At 44.2% G+C, this 24,529-nt stretch carries 23 protein-coding genes; 9 read left to right on the top strand and 14 right to left on the bottom strand.

Features of this window, described 5'->3' with window-relative positions; translation table 11 throughout:
• Positions 1-6: 6 nt before the first annotated feature.
• The 5 genes from FAM09_RS00125 to FAM09_RS00145 form a co-directional block, all read right to left on the bottom strand.
• A complete protein-coding gene (locus FAM09_RS00125; RefSeq protein WP_136575049.1) occupies positions 7-654 on the bottom strand; it encodes a response regulator transcription factor in 648 nt (215 codons plus the stop codon).
• Between the two features lie 43 nt (positions 655-697).
• Positions 698-1,492 (bottom strand): sensor histidine kinase, encoded by a 795-nt coding sequence (locus FAM09_RS00130; protein WP_166436977.1) that lies wholly within the window; start codon positions 1,490-1,492, stop codon positions 698-700.
• Positions 1,476-2,141 carry a hypothetical protein gene (locus FAM09_RS00135; RefSeq protein ID WP_136575051.1) on the bottom strand — a complete coding sequence of 222 codons (666 nt, stop codon included), beginning with the start codon at positions 2,139-2,141 and terminating at the stop codon, positions 1,476-1,478. The genes FAM09_RS00130 and FAM09_RS00135 overlap by 17 nt, the downstream gene beginning before the upstream one ends.
• Positions 2,142-2,183: 42 nt before the next feature.
• A complete protein-coding gene (locus tag FAM09_RS00140) occupies positions 2,184-2,663 on the bottom strand; it encodes a hypothetical protein (protein WP_136575052.1) in 480 nt (159 codons plus the stop codon).
• A gap of 206 nt (positions 2,664-2,869) precedes the next feature.
• Positions 2,870-3,862 (bottom strand): winged helix-turn-helix domain-containing protein, encoded by a 993-nt coding sequence (locus FAM09_RS00145; protein WP_136575053.1) that lies wholly within the window; start codon positions 3,860-3,862, stop codon positions 2,870-2,872.
• A 171-nt stretch (positions 3,863-4,033) separates the two neighbouring features.
• Between FAM09_RS00145 and FAM09_RS00150 the strand changes: the two genes are divergently transcribed.
• The gene (locus FAM09_RS00150) at positions 4,034-4,714 is read left to right on the top strand and encodes a YceI family protein (protein ID WP_136575054.1); all 681 of its coding nucleotides are present in this window, start codon (positions 4,034-4,036) and stop codon (positions 4,712-4,714) included.
• Positions 4,715-4,856: 142 nt separating this feature from the next.
• Here the strand turns inward: FAM09_RS00150 and FAM09_RS00155 are convergent, their stop codons facing one another.
• Positions 4,857-6,155 (bottom strand): MFS transporter, encoded by a 1,299-nt coding sequence (locus FAM09_RS00155; RefSeq protein WP_136575055.1) that lies wholly within the window; start codon positions 6,153-6,155, stop codon positions 4,857-4,859.
• 622 nt (positions 6,156-6,777) lie between these two features.
• Here FAM09_RS00155 and FAM09_RS00160 point away from each other — a divergent pair.
• Positions 6,778-7,629: a helix-turn-helix domain-containing protein gene (locus tag FAM09_RS00160; protein WP_136575056.1), complete on the top strand. Its 852-nt coding sequence runs from the start codon at positions 6,778-6,780 to the stop codon at positions 7,627-7,629.
• Between the two features lie 86 nt (positions 7,630-7,715).
• Positions 7,716-8,630, top strand: a complete 915-nt coding sequence (locus FAM09_RS00165; protein WP_136575057.1) for an alpha/beta fold hydrolase — start codon at positions 7,716-7,718, stop codon at positions 8,628-8,630.
• A gap of 69 nt (positions 8,631-8,699) precedes the next feature.
• Here FAM09_RS00165 and FAM09_RS00170 read toward each other — a convergent pair whose 3' ends face one another.
• Positions 8,700-9,029 (bottom strand): four-helix bundle copper-binding protein, encoded by a 330-nt coding sequence (locus tag FAM09_RS00170; RefSeq protein WP_136575058.1) that lies wholly within the window; start codon positions 9,027-9,029, stop codon positions 8,700-8,702.
• A gap of 232 nt (positions 9,030-9,261) precedes the next feature.
• The gene (locus FAM09_RS00175) at positions 9,262-10,899 is read right to left on the bottom strand and encodes a T9SS type A sorting domain-containing protein (protein ID WP_166436978.1); all 1,638 of its coding nucleotides are present in this window, start codon (positions 10,897-10,899) and stop codon (positions 9,262-9,264) included.
• A gap of 474 nt (positions 10,900-11,373) precedes the next feature.
• Between FAM09_RS00175 and FAM09_RS00180 the strand changes: the two genes are divergently transcribed.
• The 3 genes from FAM09_RS00180 to FAM09_RS00190 all read left to right on the top strand — a co-directional run bounded on the left by FAM09_RS00180 (position 11,374) and on the right by FAM09_RS00190 (position 14,071).
• On the top strand, positions 11,374-12,612 hold the full coding sequence (locus tag FAM09_RS00180) for an OmpA family protein (protein WP_136575060.1): 1,239 nt from the start codon (positions 11,374-11,376) through the stop codon (positions 12,610-12,612).
• Between the two features lie 258 nt (positions 12,613-12,870).
• Entirely contained in the window at positions 12,871-13,425 is a 555-nt protein-coding gene (locus FAM09_RS00185; RefSeq protein WP_136575061.1) for a hypothetical protein, read from the top strand.
• Positions 13,426-13,594: 169 nt separating this feature from the next.
• Positions 13,595-14,071 (top strand): hypothetical protein, encoded by a 477-nt coding sequence (locus FAM09_RS00190; RefSeq protein ID WP_136575062.1) that lies wholly within the window; start codon positions 13,595-13,597, stop codon positions 14,069-14,071.
• 137 nt (positions 14,072-14,208) lie between these two features.
• Here FAM09_RS00190 and FAM09_RS00195 read toward each other — a convergent pair whose 3' ends face one another.
• Together FAM09_RS00195 and FAM09_RS00200 are read right to left on the bottom strand one after the other, a co-directional pair.
• On the bottom strand, positions 14,209-14,925 hold the full coding sequence (locus FAM09_RS00195; protein WP_136575063.1) for a Crp/Fnr family transcriptional regulator: 717 nt from the start codon (positions 14,923-14,925) through the stop codon (positions 14,209-14,211).
• Between the two features lie 441 nt (positions 14,926-15,366).
• Positions 15,367-15,669, bottom strand: a complete 303-nt coding sequence (locus FAM09_RS00200) for a hypothetical protein (protein ID WP_136575064.1) — start codon at positions 15,667-15,669, stop codon at positions 15,367-15,369.
• 923 nt (positions 15,670-16,592) lie between these two features.
• On the opposite strand from FAM09_RS00200, the gene FAM09_RS00205 reads away from it, so the two are divergent.
• Positions 16,593-18,914 (top strand): YCF48-related protein, encoded by a 2,322-nt coding sequence (locus FAM09_RS00205; RefSeq protein ID WP_136575065.1) that lies wholly within the window; start codon positions 16,593-16,595, stop codon positions 18,912-18,914.
• Positions 18,915-19,003: 89 nt separating this feature from the next.
• On the opposite strand, the gene FAM09_RS00210 is transcribed toward FAM09_RS00205, so the two are convergent.
• Positions 19,004-19,486: a CAP domain-containing protein gene (locus FAM09_RS00210; RefSeq protein WP_166436979.1), complete on the bottom strand. Its 483-nt coding sequence runs from the start codon at positions 19,484-19,486 to the stop codon at positions 19,004-19,006.
• A gap of 14 nt (positions 19,487-19,500) precedes the next feature.
• Entirely contained in the window at positions 19,501-20,265 is a 765-nt protein-coding gene (locus FAM09_RS00215) for a GH12 family glycosyl hydrolase domain-containing protein (protein WP_136575067.1), read from the bottom strand.
• Positions 20,266-20,561: 296 nt separating this feature from the next.
• Between FAM09_RS00215 and FAM09_RS00220 the strand changes: the two genes are divergently transcribed.
• Entirely contained in the window at positions 20,562-21,314 is a 753-nt protein-coding gene (locus FAM09_RS00220; RefSeq protein ID WP_136575068.1) for a sulfite exporter TauE/SafE family protein, read from the top strand.
• 7 nt (positions 21,315-21,321) lie between these two features.
• Here the strand turns inward: FAM09_RS00220 and FAM09_RS00225 are convergent, their stop codons facing one another.
• Both FAM09_RS00225 and FAM09_RS00230 read right to left on the bottom strand, forming a co-directional pair.
• Positions 21,322-21,705, bottom strand: coding sequence for a response regulator (locus FAM09_RS00225; protein ID WP_136575069.1), 384 nt, complete (start codon positions 21,703-21,705; stop codon positions 21,322-21,324).
• A gap of 561 nt (positions 21,706-22,266) precedes the next feature.
• Positions 22,267-23,742, bottom strand: a complete 1,476-nt coding sequence (locus tag FAM09_RS00230; RefSeq protein ID WP_136575070.1) for an aminotransferase-like domain-containing protein — start codon at positions 23,740-23,742, stop codon at positions 22,267-22,269.
• An 86-nt stretch (positions 23,743-23,828) separates the two neighbouring features.
• Between FAM09_RS00230 and FAM09_RS00235 the strand changes: the two genes are divergently transcribed.
• The gene (locus tag FAM09_RS00235) at positions 23,829-24,464 is read left to right on the top strand and encodes a pyridoxamine 5'-phosphate oxidase family protein (RefSeq protein WP_136575071.1); all 636 of its coding nucleotides are present in this window, start codon (positions 23,829-23,831) and stop codon (positions 24,462-24,464) included.
• Positions 24,465-24,529: the final 65 nt, after the last annotated feature.

Genomic DNA, 24,529 nt, shown 5'->3' on the forward strand with positions numbered 1-24,529 from the left:
GAGGCTTCACACAATCCCATTCTTTACTGCAAAAATTACCAACCCCGCGGTATTCCGCACGCCTACCTTTTCGATCAACCGTTGGCGTATGCCTTCCACACTGCGTTGACTGAGAAAAATGGTTTGACCTATTTCGGCGTTGGTTTTTTCTTCGCAAATAAGTTGCAACACCTCCAGTTCCCGCTCAGTAAAAGCAATATCCTGCCGGAAAGTAGGCTTTACATTTCCCCGGATAGTAAGTTTTCGGAGAAGGGCCTTATTGACCAGGTCGTTGAAATAATAGCCGGTTTCATGAACTGCATATATTGCCTTGTGTATCTCAGCCACATCTGCATTTTTTAGCAGGTAGCCATTGGCTCCCCGTTCCATCAGGTGGATAATAAACTTCTCATCGTCGTACATTGTCATCACAAGTATCTTTATACCCGGAAACCGCTGCCGCAATACCCCTGCTGCCTCCATGCCGTCCATCCCCGGCATTTTCAGGTCGAGCAATACCACATCTACCGGAGTTGCTGCAACACCCTGCACCAGTTCCTCTCCTGCCCCGGCTTCCAGCACCACTTTAAAATTTTCATCCCTCGCCAGGCCCACTTTCAGTCCATCCCGGATAATCGCATAATCATCTGCAATAGCAATCTTTATTTTATCCATAGTTAAGGTTTGAGGGGTATGTGCGAACGGGCCACATTCCCATTCACACCGGCAAATATAGATCAATATAGTAACCATCCGGTCGCTCAGAAAATTGCAGGTTGGCCTTAAGTAGTATCAGTCTGTTCTGAATGATCTTAAAGCCCATACTATCCTTTCTGTACCGCAATTCTTCAAACTGCTGTTGCGTTAGCCCCTCCCCGTCATGAAAAATGGTAAGCACCAGGCTGGTCGCATTAATAGTTCCACTGACCCTAAGTTTTTTCGGATGCGCGTGCCGCAGGATATTATTCACCAGTTCCTGCACGGTGCGGTAAACACTGACTGCATTTTCCCGCGGCACTGTGGTGTAACAGTTCTCCAACTCTACGGAAGCCTCGATCAGGTGTTCGTCTACTGTTTTTTGTATAAAATGCCGGATAGCCTCCATCAACCCGAATTCCTGAAGAATACTGGAATGGAGATTATGCGAGATGCCTCTGATCTTCTGAATAGCCATGTCAAGCAATTCCTGCCCCTTGTTATATAAGGCACTGTTATCTTCGTGCTCCTCGTTGAGCCGGATATTCTGGAAATGCAGTTTAGCCGAGAAGAGCAGGGCGCCCATTTCATCATGCAGTGCCTCGGCAATTCGCAACCGCTCAGATTCTTCGCTGCGCACCGCCGCCTCGATCAGCAATTCCTGTTGCTCTTCTTTCAACTGCTGGAGATGCTTATGATAGCGATATTTCCCGCGCTGAACGGAAATAAAGAACAGGAGGAAGCTGATGAACAACAATAGCATCACCGAAACGCCCACAAGCACCAGCAGTTTAATATTATTATCGGGAGGATTCATACAATGCTTTTGCCAAAAAAAGCTGGAACAGTATATACGAAACATTGTGGATGCTCCAGATATCCACTGCAAAATGAGTATAATGAACGGTCAACTCCTTATACAAGAGAAAAATAAAAAAATTTATTGCAACGTAGATGCCTAGTCCTGTCACTACCCAAAAATCGGGCTGCCGCCGGTTCATATCAAGGTCTTCTTTCACCTTATAAAAATAATACTGAAGGCAATAAAAAAGAAGCAACCCCGCCTCTAAAGCCATCAACTGACTGCTCAGGGTATTGTAATCAAATAAATGTTCATATATGGAGAAATCTATGACCACCAACAGCAGGAACAGCACTGGCACTGCCCGCTTTACTGTTTGCAGGAAAGGCTGGTGCAGTAAAATGAAAAAACGGCTGAATGCCAGCATTCTCACTATAGAATGCAGATTATAAAGCCAGTTGTTGGAATTATAAGGCTGATGTATCAACATTCGCAACTTCCAGATGCAGTCGATAAGGACATTGCAGACGAGGGCGAACCAAATATAAAAAACAACCGGTTTTAAATAAGCCGGTTGTTTTCGATGACGAACCCAAACCCCCAGTGCAACCAGGGGCGCCCATGCTTCGGACCAATCGAGCAGTTCGGAAAAGAAATCGCCCATCGGTGATTGTTTAAGAGGTTACCATAGAAACAAGTGAGCGCATTACAACATTTCCACGTCAACCATGGCAGTGGCTGGTGGAGAAGGATTGGTGTTCAACGATCCGTTGCCGGGAGTAGTTTGTGTGTCTGATAACTTAACAGCCTGAATGATGTACATTACCTGGCAGTTGTCGAACATGGAAGGCGTGAACAGCAGGTAATTGCAATCCGGATTTTGCTGCAGGTAAGCGCTCATTGCCGATCCATTAACCAGGTTAGCCGTGAGGTTAACGCAATCTACTTTAAGAACATTACCCAAAGTGGATTCGAGGATATCGGGACTATTAGGGTTCAAATACCCTGACGAGTTAAGTACATAACAACAGAGCTGCATGGCCGGGTTAGGGTTACCGTTTGATGAGAAATGGTTGTAGAAAACAAATACATCTACATTAAAATTATTTAACCAGTATTTTATTTGTTCGACGGAGTACTTTACCTGGTTAAAGTTCAGGGTTTGCGGGTTAGAGGATTGTGCCATGGTATTAATTTTTTACAAAGCTATCAGCCCCATACATTAAAGGAAAGCGTATAAACACGTATTTCGAAGAATGCGCGCTTTCACGCAAATGAATTACCACACAATTCCCGATTTGATAACCGCATATTGTTTGATGTTATAATGTAATATTATTAAATTAGCCGCATCCGGAAACAAACCAGCAAAAGCATTTAGGAAACCGACGTTCAGCACGCCATTTGACCGATGACCAGCTTATATCCTTTGCCATGCACATTCAGGATGCTTACGCGCGGATCAGCCTGCAACTTTTTACGCAATTTCGAAACGAACATATCCAGGCTCCGGCCAACGATCACGCCTTCATCTTCCCACACTTGTTTCATCAACTGATCACGATCTATCATTTCCTGCTGGGCGTTGGCAAATACGTGCAACAGTTTGGCTTCTTTGGCTGTGAGCAGAATGATGTCGGCACCAGCTACCAGTTGCTGACTTTCCCGGAAGAAAAGCAGGTTACCAATAGCAATACCGGTTGGCGTTGGGACTTCCTGTTTAATTGCTTCCGGTGGCAGATCTGGTTGAATATTTAGCGGTCCTGAACTATCCATCGTTATCCCGGATGAGGTACCCAGGGCTGGCATACTGCCTGGCTTGTGGGCAGTTCTTCCTTTTCTTATATAAAGTGCGCGGAATAGTAGACTTACCAGAATAGCCACCAGGCTACCTGCCAGCAGGCCGCTTGAAAACGGGTCCATGCCGGGTGCCCCGGATTCTGTAAACCTGATCCGGATATTGTAACAAGCTTTTTCCTGCCGGCGACCCAGGCAGGGTATTACATCGCGGGCATTGTCTTTATATATCTGAAATCCGAAGATCACTTCTGCCGATGGGGCGCAATGGATCACTTCCACGAGGTAACTGGAGGGGAGGCCGTTGGCCGCTACCACCCGGCGCACAATAGCCACCAGGGTATCGGGCACAAAGGTAAAAGGTGCCGCAAACCGGATAAGGTATTCCTTGTTCGCCCGCTCTTCCACAGGGAGGATGCGGGAGGAGGAATCGCCGGCCTGTAACAGCAATTGGTGACCGATCTGCCGGATCACCAGCTTTTCAGTCGCCTGATCTATAACAGGCAGGGCAGCCCGGCCACGGATGGCGGTCCAGGAAACGATGACTATAAGGGCGGTGCCTATTGCCAACAAGACTTTCCAGCTCATACTTAAAATTACAGTATTCCCTGCAAGCCCCCCTAGCGCCGGGCAGATTTTACATTCGTTTACATATTTTTTACCAGGTTTTTACCACTCCTGTGATCGCGCACTGTAGGTTTGTATCAACAGCCCGGGCTTCTTTGTTTCCGCTTTCATCATCACATAAATCAACATCTTATGCGGTCAATCTTATTGTTCGTTTGCGCACCCTTGTGCCTCACCGGCGCCATCGCCTGCCGGGATCGTTCAACGGCGGCTATCGCTGCTTCTACACTTGCTATTACAGCGCCGGCGCCTTCCACCCCGGTGGGAAGTGTAGTGGGTTATTCCCTTGTTATACCTGAAAGTTTTGTCAATTGGAAAGGCATGCAAGTCATAGGAGGAAATGGACATCAGGGCTATATCAAACCCCTTACAGGCAACCTGGCTTTGGATGCCAACGGCACAATTGCAGGAGGCTATTTTGAACTGGATATGAATACAATTACCCTAACAGACAAAAATGACACGAGCAGCGATAACGGACTGGTATCGCATTTGAAAGACCCTGACTTCTTTGATGTGAAGAAGTATCCCAAGGGTACGTTTCAATTAACCAAAGCCATTAAAGCCTCCAGCGATTCTTCCTATTATATTACCGGGCAACTGACCTTGCGGGCCATCACAAAGGAGATCCATTTTCCGGCCACGATTGTCAGGAATGAGGAGAATATTGTTGCCACAGCGTCGCTCACAATAGACCGTACGAAATGGGGGATCACTTACCACGCAGGCAGTATATTTGGACTTGCGAAAGACAAATTGCTGGAAGACAGGGTACCGGTGTCACTGGCTTTACGATTTCACCAGCAGCAGTAGGAAGCGGTTCAGGCAGGAACACCTGGAAAAAATATACAACCTGTTTATATTTTTGGAAGAGCAATTTGGTTCACACCAAAAAGGCAAGTCAGAAAATGGCTTGCCATTTTTTATTTCTTTTTCCGTTAACCTTATAGTAACATCAGCGAATTTCTTTATCAATAAGTGAGGTATGTTTTGTATCTCTTACAACAGCATATACTGTGAGGGAGATGAGGATACATCCCGTAACATACCAGTAAAACAGCGACTCATGGCCGATCTTCTTGAAGTATAACGCAATATATTCAGCGGTACCACCAAAGATCGCAACCGTAAGTGCGTAAGGCAATCCTACCCCCAGCGCCCTTACTTCAGCAGGAAACAGTTCTGCCTTAACAACGGCATTGATGGAAGTATATCCGCTGATGATGATCAGCGCGGCTAATATCAGGGAAAATGCACCCCACTCAGTGGTGGTTTGACTGATCGCCGTAAGAATGGGTACTGTGAATAAAGTACCCAGGATACCGAAGCCCAGCAGAAGAGGTTTACGGCCTGTCATATCACTCAACATACCGAACAGCGGTTGCATACACGCGTAGATCAGCATCAGCCAGAAGGTTAGTTGTGTAGAACGTTCTTTGCTGAGATGTACCGTATTTACCAGAAATTTCTGCATGTAGGTAGTATAGGTATAAAAAGCCAATGTTCCACCCATGGTAAGGCCAACCACAGTCAGCACTGCACGCGGATGTTCTTTTAATAACGTGATAACAGATCCACGCTTTGCATTCTTTTTCTCCACTACAATTGTCTCTTGCATATGCTGACGGATGAAAAGCGCAAATAACGAAAGTACCGCACCGATTACAAAAGGGATCCGCCAGCCCCAGTCGTGTAACTGTTCAGAGGTCAGAAATACCTTTTGCAGCAACAATTGTACACCCAGCGCAATAAGCTGACCACCTATAAGGGTAACATACTGAAAGCTGGAATAGAAACCACGTTTTCCCGCCGTAGAGATCTCACTTAGGTAAGTTGCGGAAGTACCATATTCTCCGCCCACGCTAAGCCCTTGTATTAACCGGGCCGTAAGCAGTATAATGGGAGAAAGGATACCGGCAGAAGCAAAGGAAGGAGCCAGCGCGATCATAAGACTACCTGCTGACATTAGCAGAACAGACAGCGTCATAGAAGTTTTACGTCCAGCCCGGTCTGCAATACTGCCAAATAACCATCCGCCGATGGGTCGCATAAGAAAGCCTACTGCAAAGATGGCTGCCGTATCGAGTAATTGAGCGGTGGGGTTACTTTTGGGAAAGAATACGGGTGCAAAGTATAAAGCAAAGGCTGCATAAGCGTACCAGTCGTACCATTCAACCAGGTTACCTACGGAGCCTATAAAGATCGCTTTCAACCGTTTTGCCGAATCGTATTTTTTAATATGTGTGGTGTTCATATTTTGCAGTGGTGGCTTCCAAAAGTAATTCGAAATGCTTGCTATTTTGTCTTTTCCGCATTGAAAATAATCTTGTTCCGGGCACAAAGCCCTTTCGACGTAAGTCGTAGGGAATCCTGCAACGATCCCCATTGCAACCTGCAATAGGGTAATATCAACCAGCAATGGGGAAATAACAGCTTGCAACGACGAAAATACAACCAACAACGGTCCGTTGCAGGGCTGCAACGATAAAATTGCAACAACTTCAGTTCATTGCAGCCATGGAATGGGGAAAAAGCCTGTTTAGCGAAACGATTTTTGAATATCTGGTTGGGCTTTTGAGTAAGGCCTCTGGCGTATTGCTTCCAGTAATATAAGAAAAGGGTAAAGAAAAAAGAGTGGTTGTACTTTTTCTTCCTTACCCTTCCCCAATGCCTGCTGACAACAATACACACAGGGAGAAGAGATAGAATAATTTTTTCATAGAAGAAAGTTTTTTGTTGCTAACCAAATTATGCAAAAGCAACTAAAACAGTTCCATCTATACGAAAACTATTTATAAACATAGAAAAAAACATAAACCAGGCTAAAGAGCAGCATTTAAAACCTATTCCCTTACTTTGTATTACAAACTCAATCAATGACTGCTCTCTTTCGTCAATTCATTTATAAAAAGTTCGGCATACTGCCGTTTGAAACAAACGTTGCAGGGCAGGTGAATCATGCAGAATATCATCCTTATATTAAAATACTCTTTCTAAAGAAAGACGGTCACATTACCATTGATTTCAATAAATACACATTACAGCAAGACGCATTATTTTTTATCAACGTTAATCAATGGTACGAGCTCAGCACGCCAAATAATGCATGCAATGGCGCCCTCCTGTATTATAACAGGGACTTTTATTGTGTAGAAATTCATGACAAAGAGGTTGCCTGCGATGGCATTCTATATAATAATGTATATGAAATTCCCGTCGTGTACCTGTCGAAAGAAGAATCAGGCCTGGTGGAGGGCATTCTTAATGAAATAGTGCAGGAAGTAAAAAATGATGAACCTGCCATGGAAGAAATGCTTCGTATTCTATTAAAGAAACTGATCATTAAGGCTACCCGCATATGGAAAACCGAACACGACATTGCTTCAACAGAAACCAGGCAGGATATTGAATTCCTCCGAAAGTTCAGCCAATTGGTAGAACTGCATTTTAAAACGCAGCATACAGTAGCCGATTATGCAAAAATGTTGTCTGTTTCTCCTAAACTCCTGAATAAACGTATTACGCAATACGGCAATACCGCTCCCAATGATTTAATTAAAGAAAGGATTATACTGGAAGCAAAAAGATTGTTGGCACATACGCAGCTATCTGTAAAAGAAATCGGTTACTCGCTGGGCTATGACGATCCTGCTTATTTTGTCCGGCTCTTTACTAAACAGGCCGGTCTATCTCCTGTTGAATTTAGAAAACAATACAAACCTGCCTGAAGGGAAAAAAGTACAATAAATGAAGTAATTGATGCATTGACCCGCCCTCCCCACGAACGTAGCTTTGTGTTCTAAAATTAATAACAATGAACATAAAAAATGCTTTCGTAATCCCCGTCCTCTTCGCTGGTTTATTTACTGCTGATAATAGTCTGGCCCAAACAACAAGACCACCTGCTGCTTCAAACAGACAGGAATTTATTGAAGTAGAGAAAAATGTACGAGTACATGTTACTGATCTTGGTGAAGGTGAGCCAGTGGTACTTATTCATGGCTGGCCGCTGAGCGACGCCATGTATGAGTATCAATACCAGGAACTGGTTGATAAAGGTTTCCGGGTGATTGGTATTACCCTGAGAGGCTTTGGTAAATCAGATAAACCGTATGGCAAATACAATTATGATGTATATGCCGATGACATTAAAGTAGTGCTGGATAAACTCAATATTCAAAACGCTACTCTTGGCGGGTTCTCCATGGGTGGCGCCATTTCCATTCACTACGTAGCAAAATACAACGGCGCTCACGTTTCAAAACTGGCTTTATTTGGCGCGGCTGCTCCTGTGTGGACATCACGCACTGATTATCCTTATGGCTTTTCAAAAGAAACCGTAAATGAATTGATAGCGCTGAGCAAAACCAATCGTCCGCAGTTATTGGAAAACTTCGGAAAAATATTTGCCGCTACAGAAACAGCGTTAACGCCTGGCATTGGTAACTGGTTAGGCAGTATTAATATGGAAGCTTCTCCTTATGCCGCCACGCAGAGTTTGATCGCCCTTAGAGATACGGACTTGCGTTCTGAATTAAGTAAGATCAAAGTTCCCACTGCTATCTTTCACGGCGTAAAAGACAAAATATGTGAGTTTGCTTTAGCAGAACAAATGCATAAAGGCATTGCCAATTCAACCATCATTCGTTTTGAAAACAGTGGTCACGGATTGTTTGTAGAAGAAAGAGAGAAATTCAATAGCGAGCTGATAAAATTTGCAAAACAATAAAACAACCGGAAATATTAAAAAGCCTTGTAAGTCGTTTAACTTACAAGGCTTTTTCTTTCCTATTCAATCTTACGCAACGTGCAAACAGGCTTCTGCACAATGCCTGCAAGCTTCAGCACATTCGCGACAATGATCCATGTGCGCATGTTTTTCACATTCTTCCGCACAGGCTTCGCAGATCTCGGCACATACTTTCAGCAAATGATTAGCATGTTCTGACCCTCTTGCAACAAAAGATGACGTCAACTGGCAAATAGCTGCACAATCCAGGTCCAGCCTGATGCACCTGGCAAGCATGTGCACATCCTGTTCGTTAAGGCAGGCTGTTGCACAATAATTGCATTTCCCTGCGCAAACGCCCAATGCTTCCATTAACTCAACACTAATTTCGTGTGGCATAAATGTTTATTTTGATTGATAAAATATTGTAGGCTGTAAATTTTATACCACGCCGATTGCTAACTTTTACGCTCAGGCAGTTCAATCGTCTCCTCCATTATATTTAGTTTCCGGGTATTTGGTTCTACATGATTAGCACATGATAAATAATAACAATACTTATAACAATAAAAAGCCCTGGCCAGTATCATGTGCCAGGGCTTTGAAAAAGACTCTATTGAACTCTCTAAACTTATTGTTTCAACAATTTTTTCTGCACTAACCGGTTATTGCCGGCCCACAGTTCCAACACATACATACCAGCACTTAAACCTGACGGAACAGGTAAGCTCAGCGAATTAACACCAGCGCCTAATTTTTCTGATCTGGTAAAAACAGTTTTTCCATAAAAATCAATGAGGCGTACCTGAACAACTTCCGCCTTATTTAACTGTACCTGCGCATTCAACACTTTATTGAATGGGTTGGGCTGAACTTTTGCCACAATTTCACTGCCAGGTTGAAGCGCATCGAGATCATTCCTGGTTGAAATATCATTTGTTGCAACCCGCAATGGTTGTATCGACAGCGTGCAACTGGCGAAGTCTCCGCTCATCCAAACATTGGTACTAGTAGTGTTAATTTGAGTAAGGCTAAAAGTTGTAAGGTTGACTTTATAAACATTTGAATAAGCGCCACCCATATATATATTACCAGACTGGTCCATAGCCAACGAATTGCAACCCCGGGCAGGCATCCCGGTTATTGTACCCAGGTAGGTAGCTACCCGTGTTGATGGCTCGATCCTGTATACATTCCCGGAATTAGGGACCAGGAACAATTTGCCTGAACCATTGCTGATAATATCGCCGCCTCTTTCGGCAAGCACATCAAAGGCATTGATAGCGTCGTTTACAAGCGCTCCTGACCGCGTAATAGCAGGGATATTTCCGGTAACAGTAAAACTAATCAGGTCCTGTCCATTATCTGTAAGTGAATAAATTTTTCCGTCGGTACCAACCGTCATCCGGGTGATATTATAACCTGCTGCAGTATTTGTTTCAAGCGGATAACCAGTAAACCGGTATGCGGCAACATTTGCAGGAATACCGTTTAATGCATCAACATAACAAAGATCTTTGTCGGTTGTAGTAGAGTTATTCACAAAATACAGCCTCAATGAACTTCTATCGAAAGCCATGGCTGAAACGTCCTTCAACAGCGTACCTGCTGGTAAATTAAAAGTTCCATTGCCGGTGATCTCTTTACAAGCCCCTGTAGCGCCGTTATAAATCAGGGAACCGTTTGTTCCGTTATTGAGATTTACCTGGCTGATCTTAAGGTAAGGAGAAGACGTAGAACCTGCCTGTGTATTTGGAGTAACCTGGAATACAACATTACAAGCAGCATCCCTGGTGAGCAAGGTAGTTGTTACAGGCGAAGTTAAATGAACGCTGCCGGCACCACTGTTCCCCTGCAACGTAGCAGCGTTGTTAGTAATACTGCCCGCATTGGCAGTAACCGTTACGCGAAATACAATTGTGACCGTAGCTCCGGCATCAATGCCGCCAGGTGTACCGGATGAATTAATTAACCCACCCAAACCGGCAAAGGGCATTTTACCATTTGCATCAGCCACAGCAATTCCGTTCATAAAAGTAGATCCCGGTAAATAGGATGTACCCGCCGGAATAATTTCGGTAACAAGAGCATTGGTCATCGTTGAAGAACCGTTTGTAACCGTAGTGATATATTCCAGGATATCGTCAATCCCGGCCACAGTTCCATCTCCACCAGTTGTCCAGTCGTAAACCATTTTGTCGATCGTTTGTGCATTAACGGCATTTCCAAAACCAATCAATAGTAAAAAAGAAAAAAACAGGACCCTCATAGAATAGAATTTTGCTTTCATAAAACAGGTTTATTGTTATTAAATAAGTGATTGAAAAGAGCATCCGCAACGAATATGATTCGTTGATATAATATTTTTAGCAGACCTGAAATTTACAGGAGTCGATTACTAACAGTGAAGTATAGCCAAAATTAATTCAACCAACAATATCATCAAACTAATTCTGACAGACGTGCTATTTTAGGGTATAAGTGTGTTGTTTTTGCCAATAAGTGTGCAAGAGAGGCTACAGGAGAAATAAAAATTCGGGTATAGAAAGAATAATATTAATTTTATAAACCAATCAACCCCTACCCCTCAGTACCCGATACATTTTCTTGCCCTCCTTCCCTATATTATATTATATCCAATCCAACCCTGACTTTTTCCTATTGACGGCCAAAGCTGTCTCCTGCCTTTCATTCTGTAAACTCATTTCCGGGTTCACACCGGTTTGAAAAAAATTATTTCTTTATGAGAAATATACTGCTGCTCATCAGCTTTCTTGCAATTACGGCTGGTATTCAGGCCCAATTCCCCAAAAAAATATTAGACAAAGCAAAAGAAAAAGTAAATAAAAAGGTAGATGATGCCACCGCTGGAAAGACGGAAAAGGCAGAAAAGACGGAAGAAAATAACACTGAAACTAAAGAAACAGAAGCCAATCCTGCCGCTAAAACAAATGAACCGGCATCTTTTAAAACATACAGCAAGTTCGATTTCATCCCGGGTGAAAAAGTGATCGGGTTTGAGGACTTCTCAACCGGTGCTATTGGCGATTTTCCTGCCGGCTGGAACACCGATGCTTCTGCCGAAATTGTAACCGTAGAAGGCAAACCAGGCCGCTGGCTATGGTTTACAAAACGCGGGGTTTTTACTCCGGAATTCCCCGCCCCCTTTCCTGATGATTTTACCTTTGAATTCGATCTGCTGCATGGCATACCTATTAACGGCGCTCACTTTCTCGTTATTATTTCTGAATTGTCGAATCCCGATCAGCCGCAATACTATTCCAATGCCACCAATGTATTCACCATTGAATTAAGCACGGCCAATACCACTTCCTCATCTGGTGTAACCAGGTTCAGTGGAAGAAAAAATTCGTCAACCGATATCCAAAATTCCGACGATGCACCCATGCTGAATGATAAAAACAACCCTGCACATATTTCTATCTGGCGACAGAAAGAAAGAGTAAGGGTATATGTAAATGACCAAAAGATCTGGGATATACCCAAGGCAGCATCAAAAGATGCAAAATTCAATGCCATCGTATTTTATGTTACCTATGCGGAAGAAGTGGTAAAACATTTTGTAGGCAATCTTCGCTTTGCAGTTGGTGCGCCTGATACCCGCAACAAATTACTCACGCAAAACAAATGGGTAACACATGGAATTCTGTTTGATGTGAACAGTGATAAAATAAAACCCGAATCGTATGGCACATTAAAAGAAATGGCCTCCGTTCTAAAAGAATTTCCCGAGCTGAAAGTAAAAATTGTTGGTCATACAGATGCCGATGGCAGCGATGCCGCCAATCTCGATCTCTCCAAACGCAGGTCAGCCGCGGTGAAAGCATCATTGGCCGCAGATTTTGGCATAACTGAAACCCGCATGGAAACCGATGGAAAGGGTGAAAGCGAACCGATAGATAAAAATGATAGTCTGGTAGGCAAAGCCAACAACCGGCGGGTAGAGTTTATAAAACTGTAACGTTTACTTTGGATAATTTTTACGAAGAACAGGAAACTCAGCAAGAACGTTCACGAATGAAAATAATGTTGTTTGATCCCGGCTGAAAATATACCTATTAAAACTGTTGAAGATATATTGCAAAAAGCACTGGATTTATATAGGAATGGGACAATAAAATATAGGAGCTCTAAGAGGAAACGCTACTTCCATGAACAAGAAAAATAGTATAAATTAGCGCTTTGTAAGTATCGCCGTATCCCTGAAAAATCCGACATTATGAAAAGACCTGGTATCCGTGACGCAGTAAAAAATCAAGGTTCTGAGGACATTACAAATTCAAAAGAAAAGAATTCTTCATTACGCTGGATCTTACTCATTCCTTTTATTCTCGTACTGGGTATGTTAGCCGCACTTTACAGGCAGGATCAACTTCCAAAAAGCATAGAACGTCTCGAAAAAATTAAACCAGGTAAACAGGGAGCTGTTACCGGTGGTAGCGGAAATGATGGATCAAGCGTAAAAAAGATGGTTCGGAATAACATCAGGTTATACGTAAAAGCAGAGAGCAATGACTATGAACACAGCCGCCTCGGTGGCATTTCAGATCTGGAGATCAGCGTTACCAATTCTACCGACTATACCCTCGACAAAGTACGGGTAAAAATAATGTACGTAAAAGCCAATGGTAATATCTACGAAACGAAATACGAAGATTTCCTATCTATAAAACCCAATTCGAAAACTACCCACAAGATCCCTGATACCAGGCGAGGCACCAGCGTTAAATATGAAATTTCTTCTATAAAGTCAAAAGCATTGGGGTTGGGATGAGGAATTTATCCGTATCTTAGTAACAACTGCCGCTACCACAAAAGACTATCACCTTTTCCGCTTGCGCTGCTTTTTAGCCGCTGTTTCCATAAATCATCCCTTCCAAAGTGTTTAATAAATCCATCGTCCTGTATGGTGTAATTAATAGCTTAACCCCTAAATCAATTTTATGTGGAACATCAGCTCCCTCTCTCTCGTTATTTTGCTGGTTGGTACTGTTTCTCTTTCCGGCTTTAACCGATTCCAGGATTGCAATTCCATCGATCGCAAACAACTTCGCGAGATCCTCGTTCAATTAGGCTACGAGACCAAGGACCTTGTTACTGATCCTGGTAAAGAAAAATATTCAGTCACTTTAACCCGCTCTGGTCTCGATGTACCAATTGGTGTAGAGATCAGTGGTAATAACAAGTACATCTGGTTAACAGTTAGCCTGGGAAGTGCAACGGCGGAAAATGTCACCAAGAATTTCGGACTGCTTAAACAAAATGCGAAAACACAACCCTGTCATTTTTACGTTACCGAAAGCGGGCGGTTAATGTTCGGTTTGCCATTGGAAAACAGAGGTGTGTCTAATACGTTGCTGCGCGAACGGTTAGAAACAGTGGCTACGCGCGTTGGTGAATCGGAAAGTTTATGGAAGTAATGGTTGTAATAAAAAGGGTGTCCCGCCGCAGCGGAGCACCCTCTGGTTGCGTGAAGCGGTTGGTTCCGCTTCTCTTCTCTATTGTCCCGTTTTACAATGCGTTTTTAATAACGGCTTCAGTAGCCGCTGATACATCATTAATTCAACATCGTTCTTAGCTTCACTTCATTCACGATCGTAATGTACCCTTCGTTTATTTCAATCAGCTTTTCCTGTCTGAACTCACCCAATGTTCTGATCAATGATTCCGTAGCCGTTCCGGCAATAGCCGCCAGATTATCGCGGCTGATCTTTATTGCGTCTTTATACTTCCTGCTTAATAAGATCAATGCTTCCGCCACTTTTTTGCGGAGGGAATTGTAGGCCAACCCCAACAGCAATTGCTCTTTCTCGGTTATATCATTGGCCAGCATGGTAATGAATTTTCGCGCAATCTGCCAATCGGTCTCCATTAAAAATTCAAATTCTTCTTTGGGAATAGCCGCCAGCTCAGCATATTCAACCGCTACTGCAACATCCTTATACACTGTTTCTTCCAGCAATGCCACATAGCCCAGGTATTCTCCCTCTCCATATATGCCAGTGATCAGTTCCTTCCCATCCGTATTACACTTATATGTTTTTACAATTCCTTTCTTTATATAGAATAACTGCAACGGGTGATTCCCTTCTGAATAAATAATCTGCTTCTTTTTGTACTTATTGATATTCGAGTTCTGGGTGAATAATGCCGCCAGTTTATCTGTTTGTTTATTACGAGTGTAGGCGCCGGAGCCATTTTCATAAGCAGCCTTACTTTCTATTATCTTATGGCTCTCAGTAGTATTATTTTCAACAATAAGCATTCTTTTCATTGTATAGTAAGTTTTAAAATGGTCATGGCGGTAAAAACCGATGACAACGGTATAATTAAATTCTACTACAAACTTATTCAAATTGTTTTCAGAGAATTCCAGGACTTGGAGAAAGCACAATGTACTTTTGGCCAGGATCTATTGATTAACGATCGGTTTTCAGCAGAATCAGAGTTTAAACGATACTAAAGAGGTAAGTAAATAATTCGTCCGTTAGCGTTAGTTACCAGATCAAGTCTACTGCATAACAAATATAATATTTTTTTTAAATACCCGTAATCAAAATGGCTCTCATGAGGGCTTTATTTCATAATCTCTAAGTATAAAACATTAGGACTACCAATGTGCCAATACGATGATCTCCCAACGCGTCGCTACAAATTGTGCTAATATGCCAATGAAAATACAGGCAATATATTTTCGCGAGCTTTTATTAGCACATTAGCTAATCAGCACATTCGCCTTTTCCATTGTATCGGTTAACATCTTGAACGCCGCTTTTTCTTCTATGGTAGCGTTTGCAAATTGGGCCGGACAAAGAGATATGCCTGTTGATGGGTCATACTTCAACACAATGATGCCGGTGCCAAAATAAAATTTCCAGTAAATACTATTTTGTTGCTTCTCTTTATTGCAGAATGAAATGCCTATTTCATGCCTTAACCAATCTGCAGTGGTATAAAAAAAAGAAGATTCGCATGGTGCGGCCAATACTACCTCGGGATATCCATTTTTAGTTTGCATTATCATATAGAAGTTTTTAGCAGTGATCTCCTGGTGTGAAATTCGAAGGATATCTGGAAGGAAGTTGATATGATACATCAAGATATGTTTTTATTACATGAAAACCTATGACCACCGTCATAGCTCACATAGATTGATATTAATCAAAAAAGCACTACAGGGTGCCGATGTACTGCATCATTCTACTTCTTCTTCGTATATTAGTATCAGTTCGGTCGGGTGAGGTTGCCATGAATCACCCGATATCATTTGGTATTTCAAGTATAATTTCAACTTCCGGTCCGTAGCATGACCGGATTAGTTTTTTACAGCATCAACGGGCGCACAAAACATTCTTATCCTTTGTAGTTTTTGCGCTGACAATAGATCCGGCTTTCACTAACCGGATCTATTTTTTTTACTCGCAATACAGCCGAAAGCTTTTAAGCTGTATAAGCAAATACAGCTACACGCAGCACTCGAATACAAACAGAAAGCAGTAATACAGCTGCACGCTTCAAGCTACACGCTGCACGCAAATGCAGGGTGAAAGCAAACTCTTACTTCCTACTTCTTACGTCACATTACATCATACTACCTAATTCCAAACACCTAATTCCTAATCCCCCTCTTCTTCCTATCCCCCGCCCTACTCGCCACCCACTACTTACTACCAGCCCCACTTCTCACTACTTACTACTCGCTACTTTCTTCTGTACAACCACCTACATGAAACCCATTAAAAACACCCTTACTCCAGCCGATTTCTGGAAAAAAAATCTCAAAACGGGAAAAAATTAATAACATATTTTATCCTATTTCATTATTAGCCAATCACTTGTAAAAATGGCAAGGGTATTGCCTTAGTGATATTTCGAAAAACCCTTATACTTCAACTGTCGTATCCTATTATGAAAACCGTAATCCCTAGTACCCAACCCTTTATGAAATTAGCTTTATGCGCTAAAGCCAGGGCCTTTTTTGCCCTGCTTGCCACATTATTTATGGCCATCGGCGCTTCAGCCCAATGGTCAGCCCAAACAAGCGGAACTACACAAACCCTTCGCGGCGTTCATTTTGAAGATGCCAATACCGGCTGGGCAGTCGGAAGCAATGGCACCATCCGCAAAACCACCGACGGCGGTTCTAACTGGAACGCACAAACCAGCGGCACTACCGAAAGATTGAATAGTGTTTTCTTTACCAGCACTACTACCGGATGGGTGGCAGGTAACAACGGCGCTATTCGCAAAACCACAGATGGCGGCGCCAACTGGAACGCACAAACCAGCAATACAGGTGAAGAAATAAACAGTATTTTCTTTATCGATGCCAATACCGGCTGGGCAGTTGCCGACAATGGTGATATTCAAAAAACCACCAATGGCGGCACTACCTGGACAGACCTGACAAGCGGCACTACCCAGGACCTTCGCGATGTAAAATTTATTGATGCCAATACCGGCTTCGCAGTTGGCACCAATGGTAGAATTATAAAAACTACCGATGGCGGCGCTAACTGGAGCGTTCAAACCAGCGGAACCACCAACACCCTAAATAGTGTTTACTTTCTCGATGCCAATACCGGCTGGGCTGTGGGTAACAGCGGCGTTATTCGTAAAACCACCAATGGCGGCACTAACTGGAATGCACAAACAAGTAATACTGGCGATGATATCAACAGCATTTATTTTACCAGTACAACCACCGGTTTTGTAGTGTGTGAAAATGGAACGGTGCTTAAAACTACCAATGCAGGCACTTCATGGGGATTACAAACCAGCAATACCGGCGAAGATCTGCTTGGTGTATTTTTTATAAATTCAAGTACAGGCTGGGCTATTGGCGGCAATGGCACCATTATTAAAACCACCAATGCCGGTAGCTTTACCTGGACGGAAGAAGCAAGCGGTACTACTAATAATTTAGAAGATATTTTCTTTGTGAGCGGCACTACCGGCTGGGTAGCTGGTGAAAACGGTACCATTCGCAAAACCACCAATGGCGGCCTCAGTTGGAGCGGACAAACCAGTGGAACAACAGAAGACCTGCGCGCCCTGGATTTTGCCGATGCCAATACCGGTTGGACTGTTGGAACAAACGGCACCATTCGCAAAACCACCAATGGGGGTACTAACTGGAGTGGCCAAACAAGTGGTACAGGAACTACATTGCGTGGAATAGACGTTATAAGCACTACCACCGCCTGGGTGGTTGGTTCAAATGGCACCATCCTAAAAACCACCGATGGTACCAGCTGGAGCGCACAAACCAGCGGCACTACCAGAGACCTGTACGACGTACAATTTGTTACCGCCAATACCGGCTGGGTGGTGGGTGAAAACGGCACCATTCGCAAATCAACGGATGGCGGTGCTAACTGGTCGGCACAAACCAGCGGTACTACCCAAACATTATATGGGCTTTTCTTCCTGGATGCCAACACCGGATTTGCAGTTGGCGGCAACGGCGTCATACGTAAAACAACCGATGGTGGCACTACCTGGACCTCTCAAACAAGCGGTACAACACAACGCCTGAATGAAGTATTTTTTACGTCAGCCGCCAATGGCTGGGCTGTGGGTGATAATGGCGTGATCCTGTATACAGCAGACGGCGGTTCTACCTGGACGGATCAGACCAGCAACACCAACAGCGATGTGAATGGCGTAGTGTTTGTAAACGGCACTACCGGCTGGTCGGTTGGTAACAATGGCGATATACAAACATACCTGCTTATTCCATTACCGGCGAATTTCTCTTCGTTTGAAGTGAACAACGCCGATTGCAGCACTGCCCGTTTGCAATGGCAAACAATTGGTGGCACCAACAACAACCGCTTTGAAGTACAATGGTCAACCGATGGCAACAACTGGCAAACTGTTGGTACAGTGAAGGCATCTGCATCGCAATCTTACTGGTTCACTTATGCAAGCCTGGCACAGGGCGCCAATTATTTTAAATTGTTGCAAGTGGATAATGATGGCCGGTACGCGTTTTCAAAAATGGTTGCTGTTTCAAAAACATGTGGCATAGCCAGTGAAGTAGCTGTATATCCTAACCCAACGCGGTCGTCAGTAACCGTGCAGTTAAGCAATCTTTCACTGATAGGTTCTACAGCACGCCTGGTTAACCTGCAGGGACATGTGCTTCGTCAGTTCACTATTAAGAACATCAGGGAACCATTACAACTGACCGGCTTACCTGCCGGCACCTATTTCCTGATAACTGCCAACAAACAATCGTTTAAGATCATAAAACAATAGCTTCATTATAATAATAGCAAAAAGGGTGAGCTTCTGTCAACAGAGGCTCACCCTTTTTTTGTGAGTTGTCAGCGGTGAGTGGTGAGTTGTCAGTGGCCAAACTCCTGCACCCAATACGTATTCACATTGGCAGCGCCCATTTCGGTGGGCAGGCTATCCATCATAGCCTTACAATGACTTTCACTTTGCTGCCAGGCTTCCATCAAAGTTTCTATTGATGTATACCCTTTGGCAATATTCTCCGTTACCGTATTGCCGGCATACCCCAGGGCCATAGCCCGTTGAATGGGCGACGTACCGCCTGGTGAAATGTGATTGAAATAATTGTTGGCATCCATATCGCGGGCATGGGCCAGCGCTGCTGAGGCCAGGGTATCATGCCAGATCAATGGTTTCACCGGCGGCATGTAGGTAGCGCCACAGGTACACCCTGTCTGTCTAAGCGCATTCACTGCCGCCAGCATCTCCGCTTTAATATTCCGTTCAACGGTCGTTTCCTTACGGCATGCCGGCCATAATACTATAATAATAGCCAGTTGTAACCAGCTTTTGACTGCAACGGTAGGCATCATAAAGGGAGGGTGCATTAATTAAAGCTAACAGAATAACTATTGGTGGTCCATTGCAGGCCGCCGCCATTGTTACCCCAGCTCGATGTGATCTCGTACCCAAATTGCACATCGCCAACCGTAATATTACCAAACCAACCCTGGTTCCTGATCCAGTTAGCTATGGCCCTGATATCAACCGTGGTGTTGTTGGTTTTGGACGTGCGCAGGAAAGAATACACATTATTCCCGCCGTTGTGTCCGCGGAATACATTCCAGGTGGTGCCGCCTACTGAAACATTGGTAAACACCGGTATGGGATTGCCTTGCGCATTCCAGTTGTAAGAAATAGGTTTAATGTTCCCTGAACCATTGCTGTTGCTGGTGTAATTCATCCACAGCATAATTTCATGCTGGTGGTTATTATCCCAGATATCATACGCCGACGTCCAGGCGCCACCGGAAGGTGAGGTAACGCTGATGCTGCTGGTAAGTGAATTCAGTGAACCGAGGGCCCTGTTAACATTTCGTGTACTATTTGGATACGATTTGATACCCCCGGTATTAGGATGGTTGGCCCAGATGCCCCAGTTGCTATAACTGTTGGCCCAAATAGATTGTGAACCGGCCCCGCTGCCCCAGATATTATTATACAAGGTATAACCGCCGTTACTCCAGGTACCCCACTGGGCGCTGGACGACCAGGCAGCCTGCACTTCAGGCTGTGGTGCAACGGCGTCTTTTTTACAATGTGCAAACAAAATGGCAGAACAAGCAAACGCAATCGTTAGTTTTCGATTCATGGTAATGAAATTTTTATGGTTTTAAAATAGAAAGAATGTTTACCGGTTACCGGTTGCCTGTTACCGGACGTGAATCGGCAATCGGCAATGAATTATTCAGAACTCCGACTTCAGGCTTCTGCTTGCAGCTTGCAGCGTGAAGCGTGCAGCCGTATTCCAGCTTTCGGCTTTAAGCTTACAGCTTTTAGCTGCTTTATGAAATTACCCCCCGGTACCCACAATGGGGGTAGTGGAATGTTTATAAAAAGGGGGGCGTTTGTTATATTTGGCTTTTTTTATAATTATACTGATCGCACATGGGATTGTTTGCTGCGTACTCTACTACCAGCCTGTTATTGATAGCGTTGTCGGCCTTTATTATTGGTCTTTCCAAAGCGGGGCTTAAAGGCATCGACATGCTGAACGTAACTATTATGACCATCGTTTTTGGGGGAAAGGCATCAACCGGTATTGTACTGCCGTTGTTATGCGTGGCAGATATTCTGGCGGTGAAATTTTACCACCGGCATGCTAAATGGGAGCATGTTTTTAAGTTAATGCCCTGGATGGTAATAGGCATTTTAGTGGGGGTATTTGTGGGGAAAGACCTGAACGAAGCTATTTTCAGAAAGATCATGGCCACCATTATTGTTCTTACGGTGGTGATCATATTGATAATAGAGTTCCGCAAAACGGTTATCATACCGGGCAATAAAGCATTTACAGCCAGCATGGGCCTGGTATCGGGCTTTACCACCATGCTGGGCAACCTCGCGGGCGCATTTTCAAATCTCTATTTTTTGGCCATGCGTTTGCCAAAAAATGATTTTATTGGAACCGGCGCCTGGATCTTCCTCATCATTAATTTATTCAAGCTACCCTTCCAGGTATTTTATTGGAAGAATATCACTGCCACCTCGCTGTTGACCGATCTGGCATTGGTGCCCTTCCTTATCCTCGGTTTCTGGTGTGGATTAAAGCTGGTGGCCAGAATAAAAGACGACCTGTACCGCCAGGTAGTGATCGTACTTACACTCATTGGCGCCATTTTTATCTTCTTAAAACGATAAACGCTCCCTACAGTTTCGCCACTTTTACCAATGCCTGCTTCAATTCTTCAAAAGAAGCATCCTTCGGTAAAAAACCTTCCGCGCCAATTTGCTGGGCTTTACAAATAAACGCTTTACTGTTGTGCATTGAAAAGAACAGGATCCTGATCTGAGGCCAGTTCTTTTTAAGCTCGATGGCGGCTTCAAAACCATCCATCACCGGCATATTAATATCAAGGAGGCAAATTTGTGGTGGCGAAGGTAATTTGGGTAGCTGGTCAAGAAATACCCGCCCATTTTCAGCTTCCAGTACAACTTTATATCCAAGTAAGTTAAGTCGCAAAGTCATGGCCTGTCGCAACATCGCATGATCATCCACTATAGCAATCGTAACCGGCTGTGCATTTTCCATAGCAATTATTGAAAAAAATATTTTTAAGCGAACAATACAACCCTTGCCATTTGACAATTATCAACGGCAAAAACAATGTCTGTACAATGAATAGGATTTAAGCTACAGGAGGGATTAAAATGAACCGGGTTCAGGGCAATAATTATTCAGGCCACAGCATACGCGGTATTATAAAAGCATTCGAAGGGTGCGAACAACCAACAGGCTGGTAAGAACGGCTATGGTGTTTGGGTAGCTGCTGCATTTATCAGATGTCCCTGTTAGTTACATGCGAAAATAATTTAATAATAGCAATACTAACAAATAAGGACGTGTGTAAATCGTAAAAAAGCGTTTCTTTTTTTTAATTGATAAATATTTTTATTTATTCGACCTTATCATTGAGTTGCGTTAGATCAATGGGTTATATTACTGCTGTACCATAATGTATAACCGCATTTAGGGCATCCGGTTATTATACAATGCGTTGCTAAATGCATATTTAGGCTACACAAAGGATTTTGCTTTTCCCGGGTCAAGTTGTATCTAAGGCCGTGGCCCTCTTTTCTTCACCAATCACAATTAGCCTCCCTTCAGCAACCTGACCATAATTTCAACACAGCTTTCCAGTTCGGCAGGAGTTGAAGAAGCAAATCCCAGCCGCGTGGCATTGAGTACCGGCGACAGATCGTCGTTCCTGTAGCCCGAAGCAAAATATAATTCATGTTGCAGGGCCTTTTGCGAGAGGATATTCAAATCGATGGCAGGATCAAAATGCGTCCATACAGCCATGCCGCCTACCGGTACCTGAAATTGCACATAATTGCTCAGGTTGCTTTTCAACAGGTCGCAAAACACATCGCGCCGTTGTTTATAGGTACGCAAAGCTTTGCGTAGGTACCGTTGTATGATGCCGTTCTGCAACAGTTCGGCAATGGCATTCTCCAATAAAATGTCGCCCTGCCGGTCGATAATGCGGCGTAACTGCGCCAGGTGGCGGATCACATTTTCCGATGCCACCAGGTAGCCCACCCGAAAAGCCGGTGAAATGGATTTTGTGAAAGAACCGCAATACAATACCATGCCTGCTTTATCGGCACTGGCCAGCGGCAGCAGGGGTTTGCTCAGGTAATGAAAATCGTAATCGTAATCATCTTCAAAAATGATAAACCCGTATTGCCCGGCCAGCTTAAGCAACTCAAGCCGCCGGTCGGCCCGTAAGGCTGTGGTGGTAGGGTAAAAATGATGCGAGGTTACATACACCATGCGTACCCGTTGTTTGCGGCAGATGTCTGCCAGCGCTTCAACCACAATGCCATGCTCATCAACCGGGATCTTTAATAACCTGGTACCCGCCTGCAAAAAGTTCATATTGGCGCCATTGTAGTTCAATTCCCCTACCACGGCAATGTCGCCGGGTTGCAAAAAAGCCGTGCACGAGAGGTACAGCCCCATTACGGTACCGCGGGTTATCAAAATATTCTCCGAAGTGATCTTCAACCCCCGCGTATCGTTTAAATAGGATGCCAGTACCTGCCGCAACCACAACGAACCCAATGTATCGCCATAGCCTAAACGCACATAAGGGTTGCCGGTAAGCAACTGGCTTCTGTACGCGCGGGCCAGTTCTTCCAATGGCGCCAGCCGCGAATCGGGGAAACCATCATCCAAATGGTGTTTTTGCTTCGACCAAACGGGCGGTGTAGCCAGGTGCGGCAGTGTCTCAAATTCGAACCCGGCCGTATGCGCGGGATTAATGGGTTTGGCAGAACCGTTCAATAAACTGCGCGGGTGTATTTCCGGTAAATGCTTGGCCACATAGGTGCCGCTGCCCGTGCGGCTTTCCAGCCAGCCCTGGGCCAGCAATTCATCATATGCCTGGATCACGGTTTTACGGTGCACCTGCAGCCAGTCGGCCATTTGGCGGGTGCTTGGCAACCGGTGGCTCGCCTGTAAGTTGCCATCTTTAATAAAGACCATCAATTGGTTGGCAATCTGCAAATACACAGGTTGTACGCTGTTCTTATCAATTATTATAAGGGTAGAAAGTGCTTGCATGGTAAAAATTGGACTACCGACTTTACACAAATCGGATGATAATCCCCATCCAATAAAGATACAATTTTGTAAAAAAACCAACCAATATGGCACCACAATCACACCTTATTCCCAGCAGATTGGCCAAAAGGGCCCATTATGATAAAGAAACGATCTACTCCATTTTGGATGAAGCCCTTTTTTGCACCGTCAGTTATGTGGCCGACAACAAACCTTTTTCTATGCCCACCGCTTTTGTACGGTACGAGAACAAACTGTACATCCACGGTTCTGTAGGCAGTCATTTCATTTGGGCATTGGAAAAAGGCGCACCGGTATGCATTTCGGTAACCCTGATCGATGCCCTGGTAGTTGCCAAATCGGCTTTCTCGCACTCAGTGAATTACCGGTCGGTAGTGTTGTTTTCGCAAGGAGAAAAGATAGAAGATGCCAATGTGAAATCAGCCGCGTTGGAATGGTTAACCAATAAAATAGTGCCTAATAGCTGGAGTTATTTGCGGCCCATGAAGGAAAATGAAGTGAAAAAAACAACGGTACTGGCATTTGAGATCGATGAGGCTTCTGCCAAAGTGCGCACCGGGATGCCGAATGACGAGGAAGAAGACAAACCGCTGCCTATTTGGTCGGGCATTATTCCTATTGAAACAACCCGCCGCGATCCCGTACCGGATGACCTGAGCCGTGAGATACCGTTGCCCAAACATTTATTACCAATTATCTAATCCACACTTCATCGGTGACAAGTGGTGCTAATTGAAACATTTTTTGAAGCTTGTACTGATGAATA

The organism is Niastella caeni, from assembly GCF_004834005.1.
Lineage (GTDB): Bacteria > Bacteroidota > Bacteroidia > Chitinophagales > Chitinophagaceae > Niastella > Niastella caeni.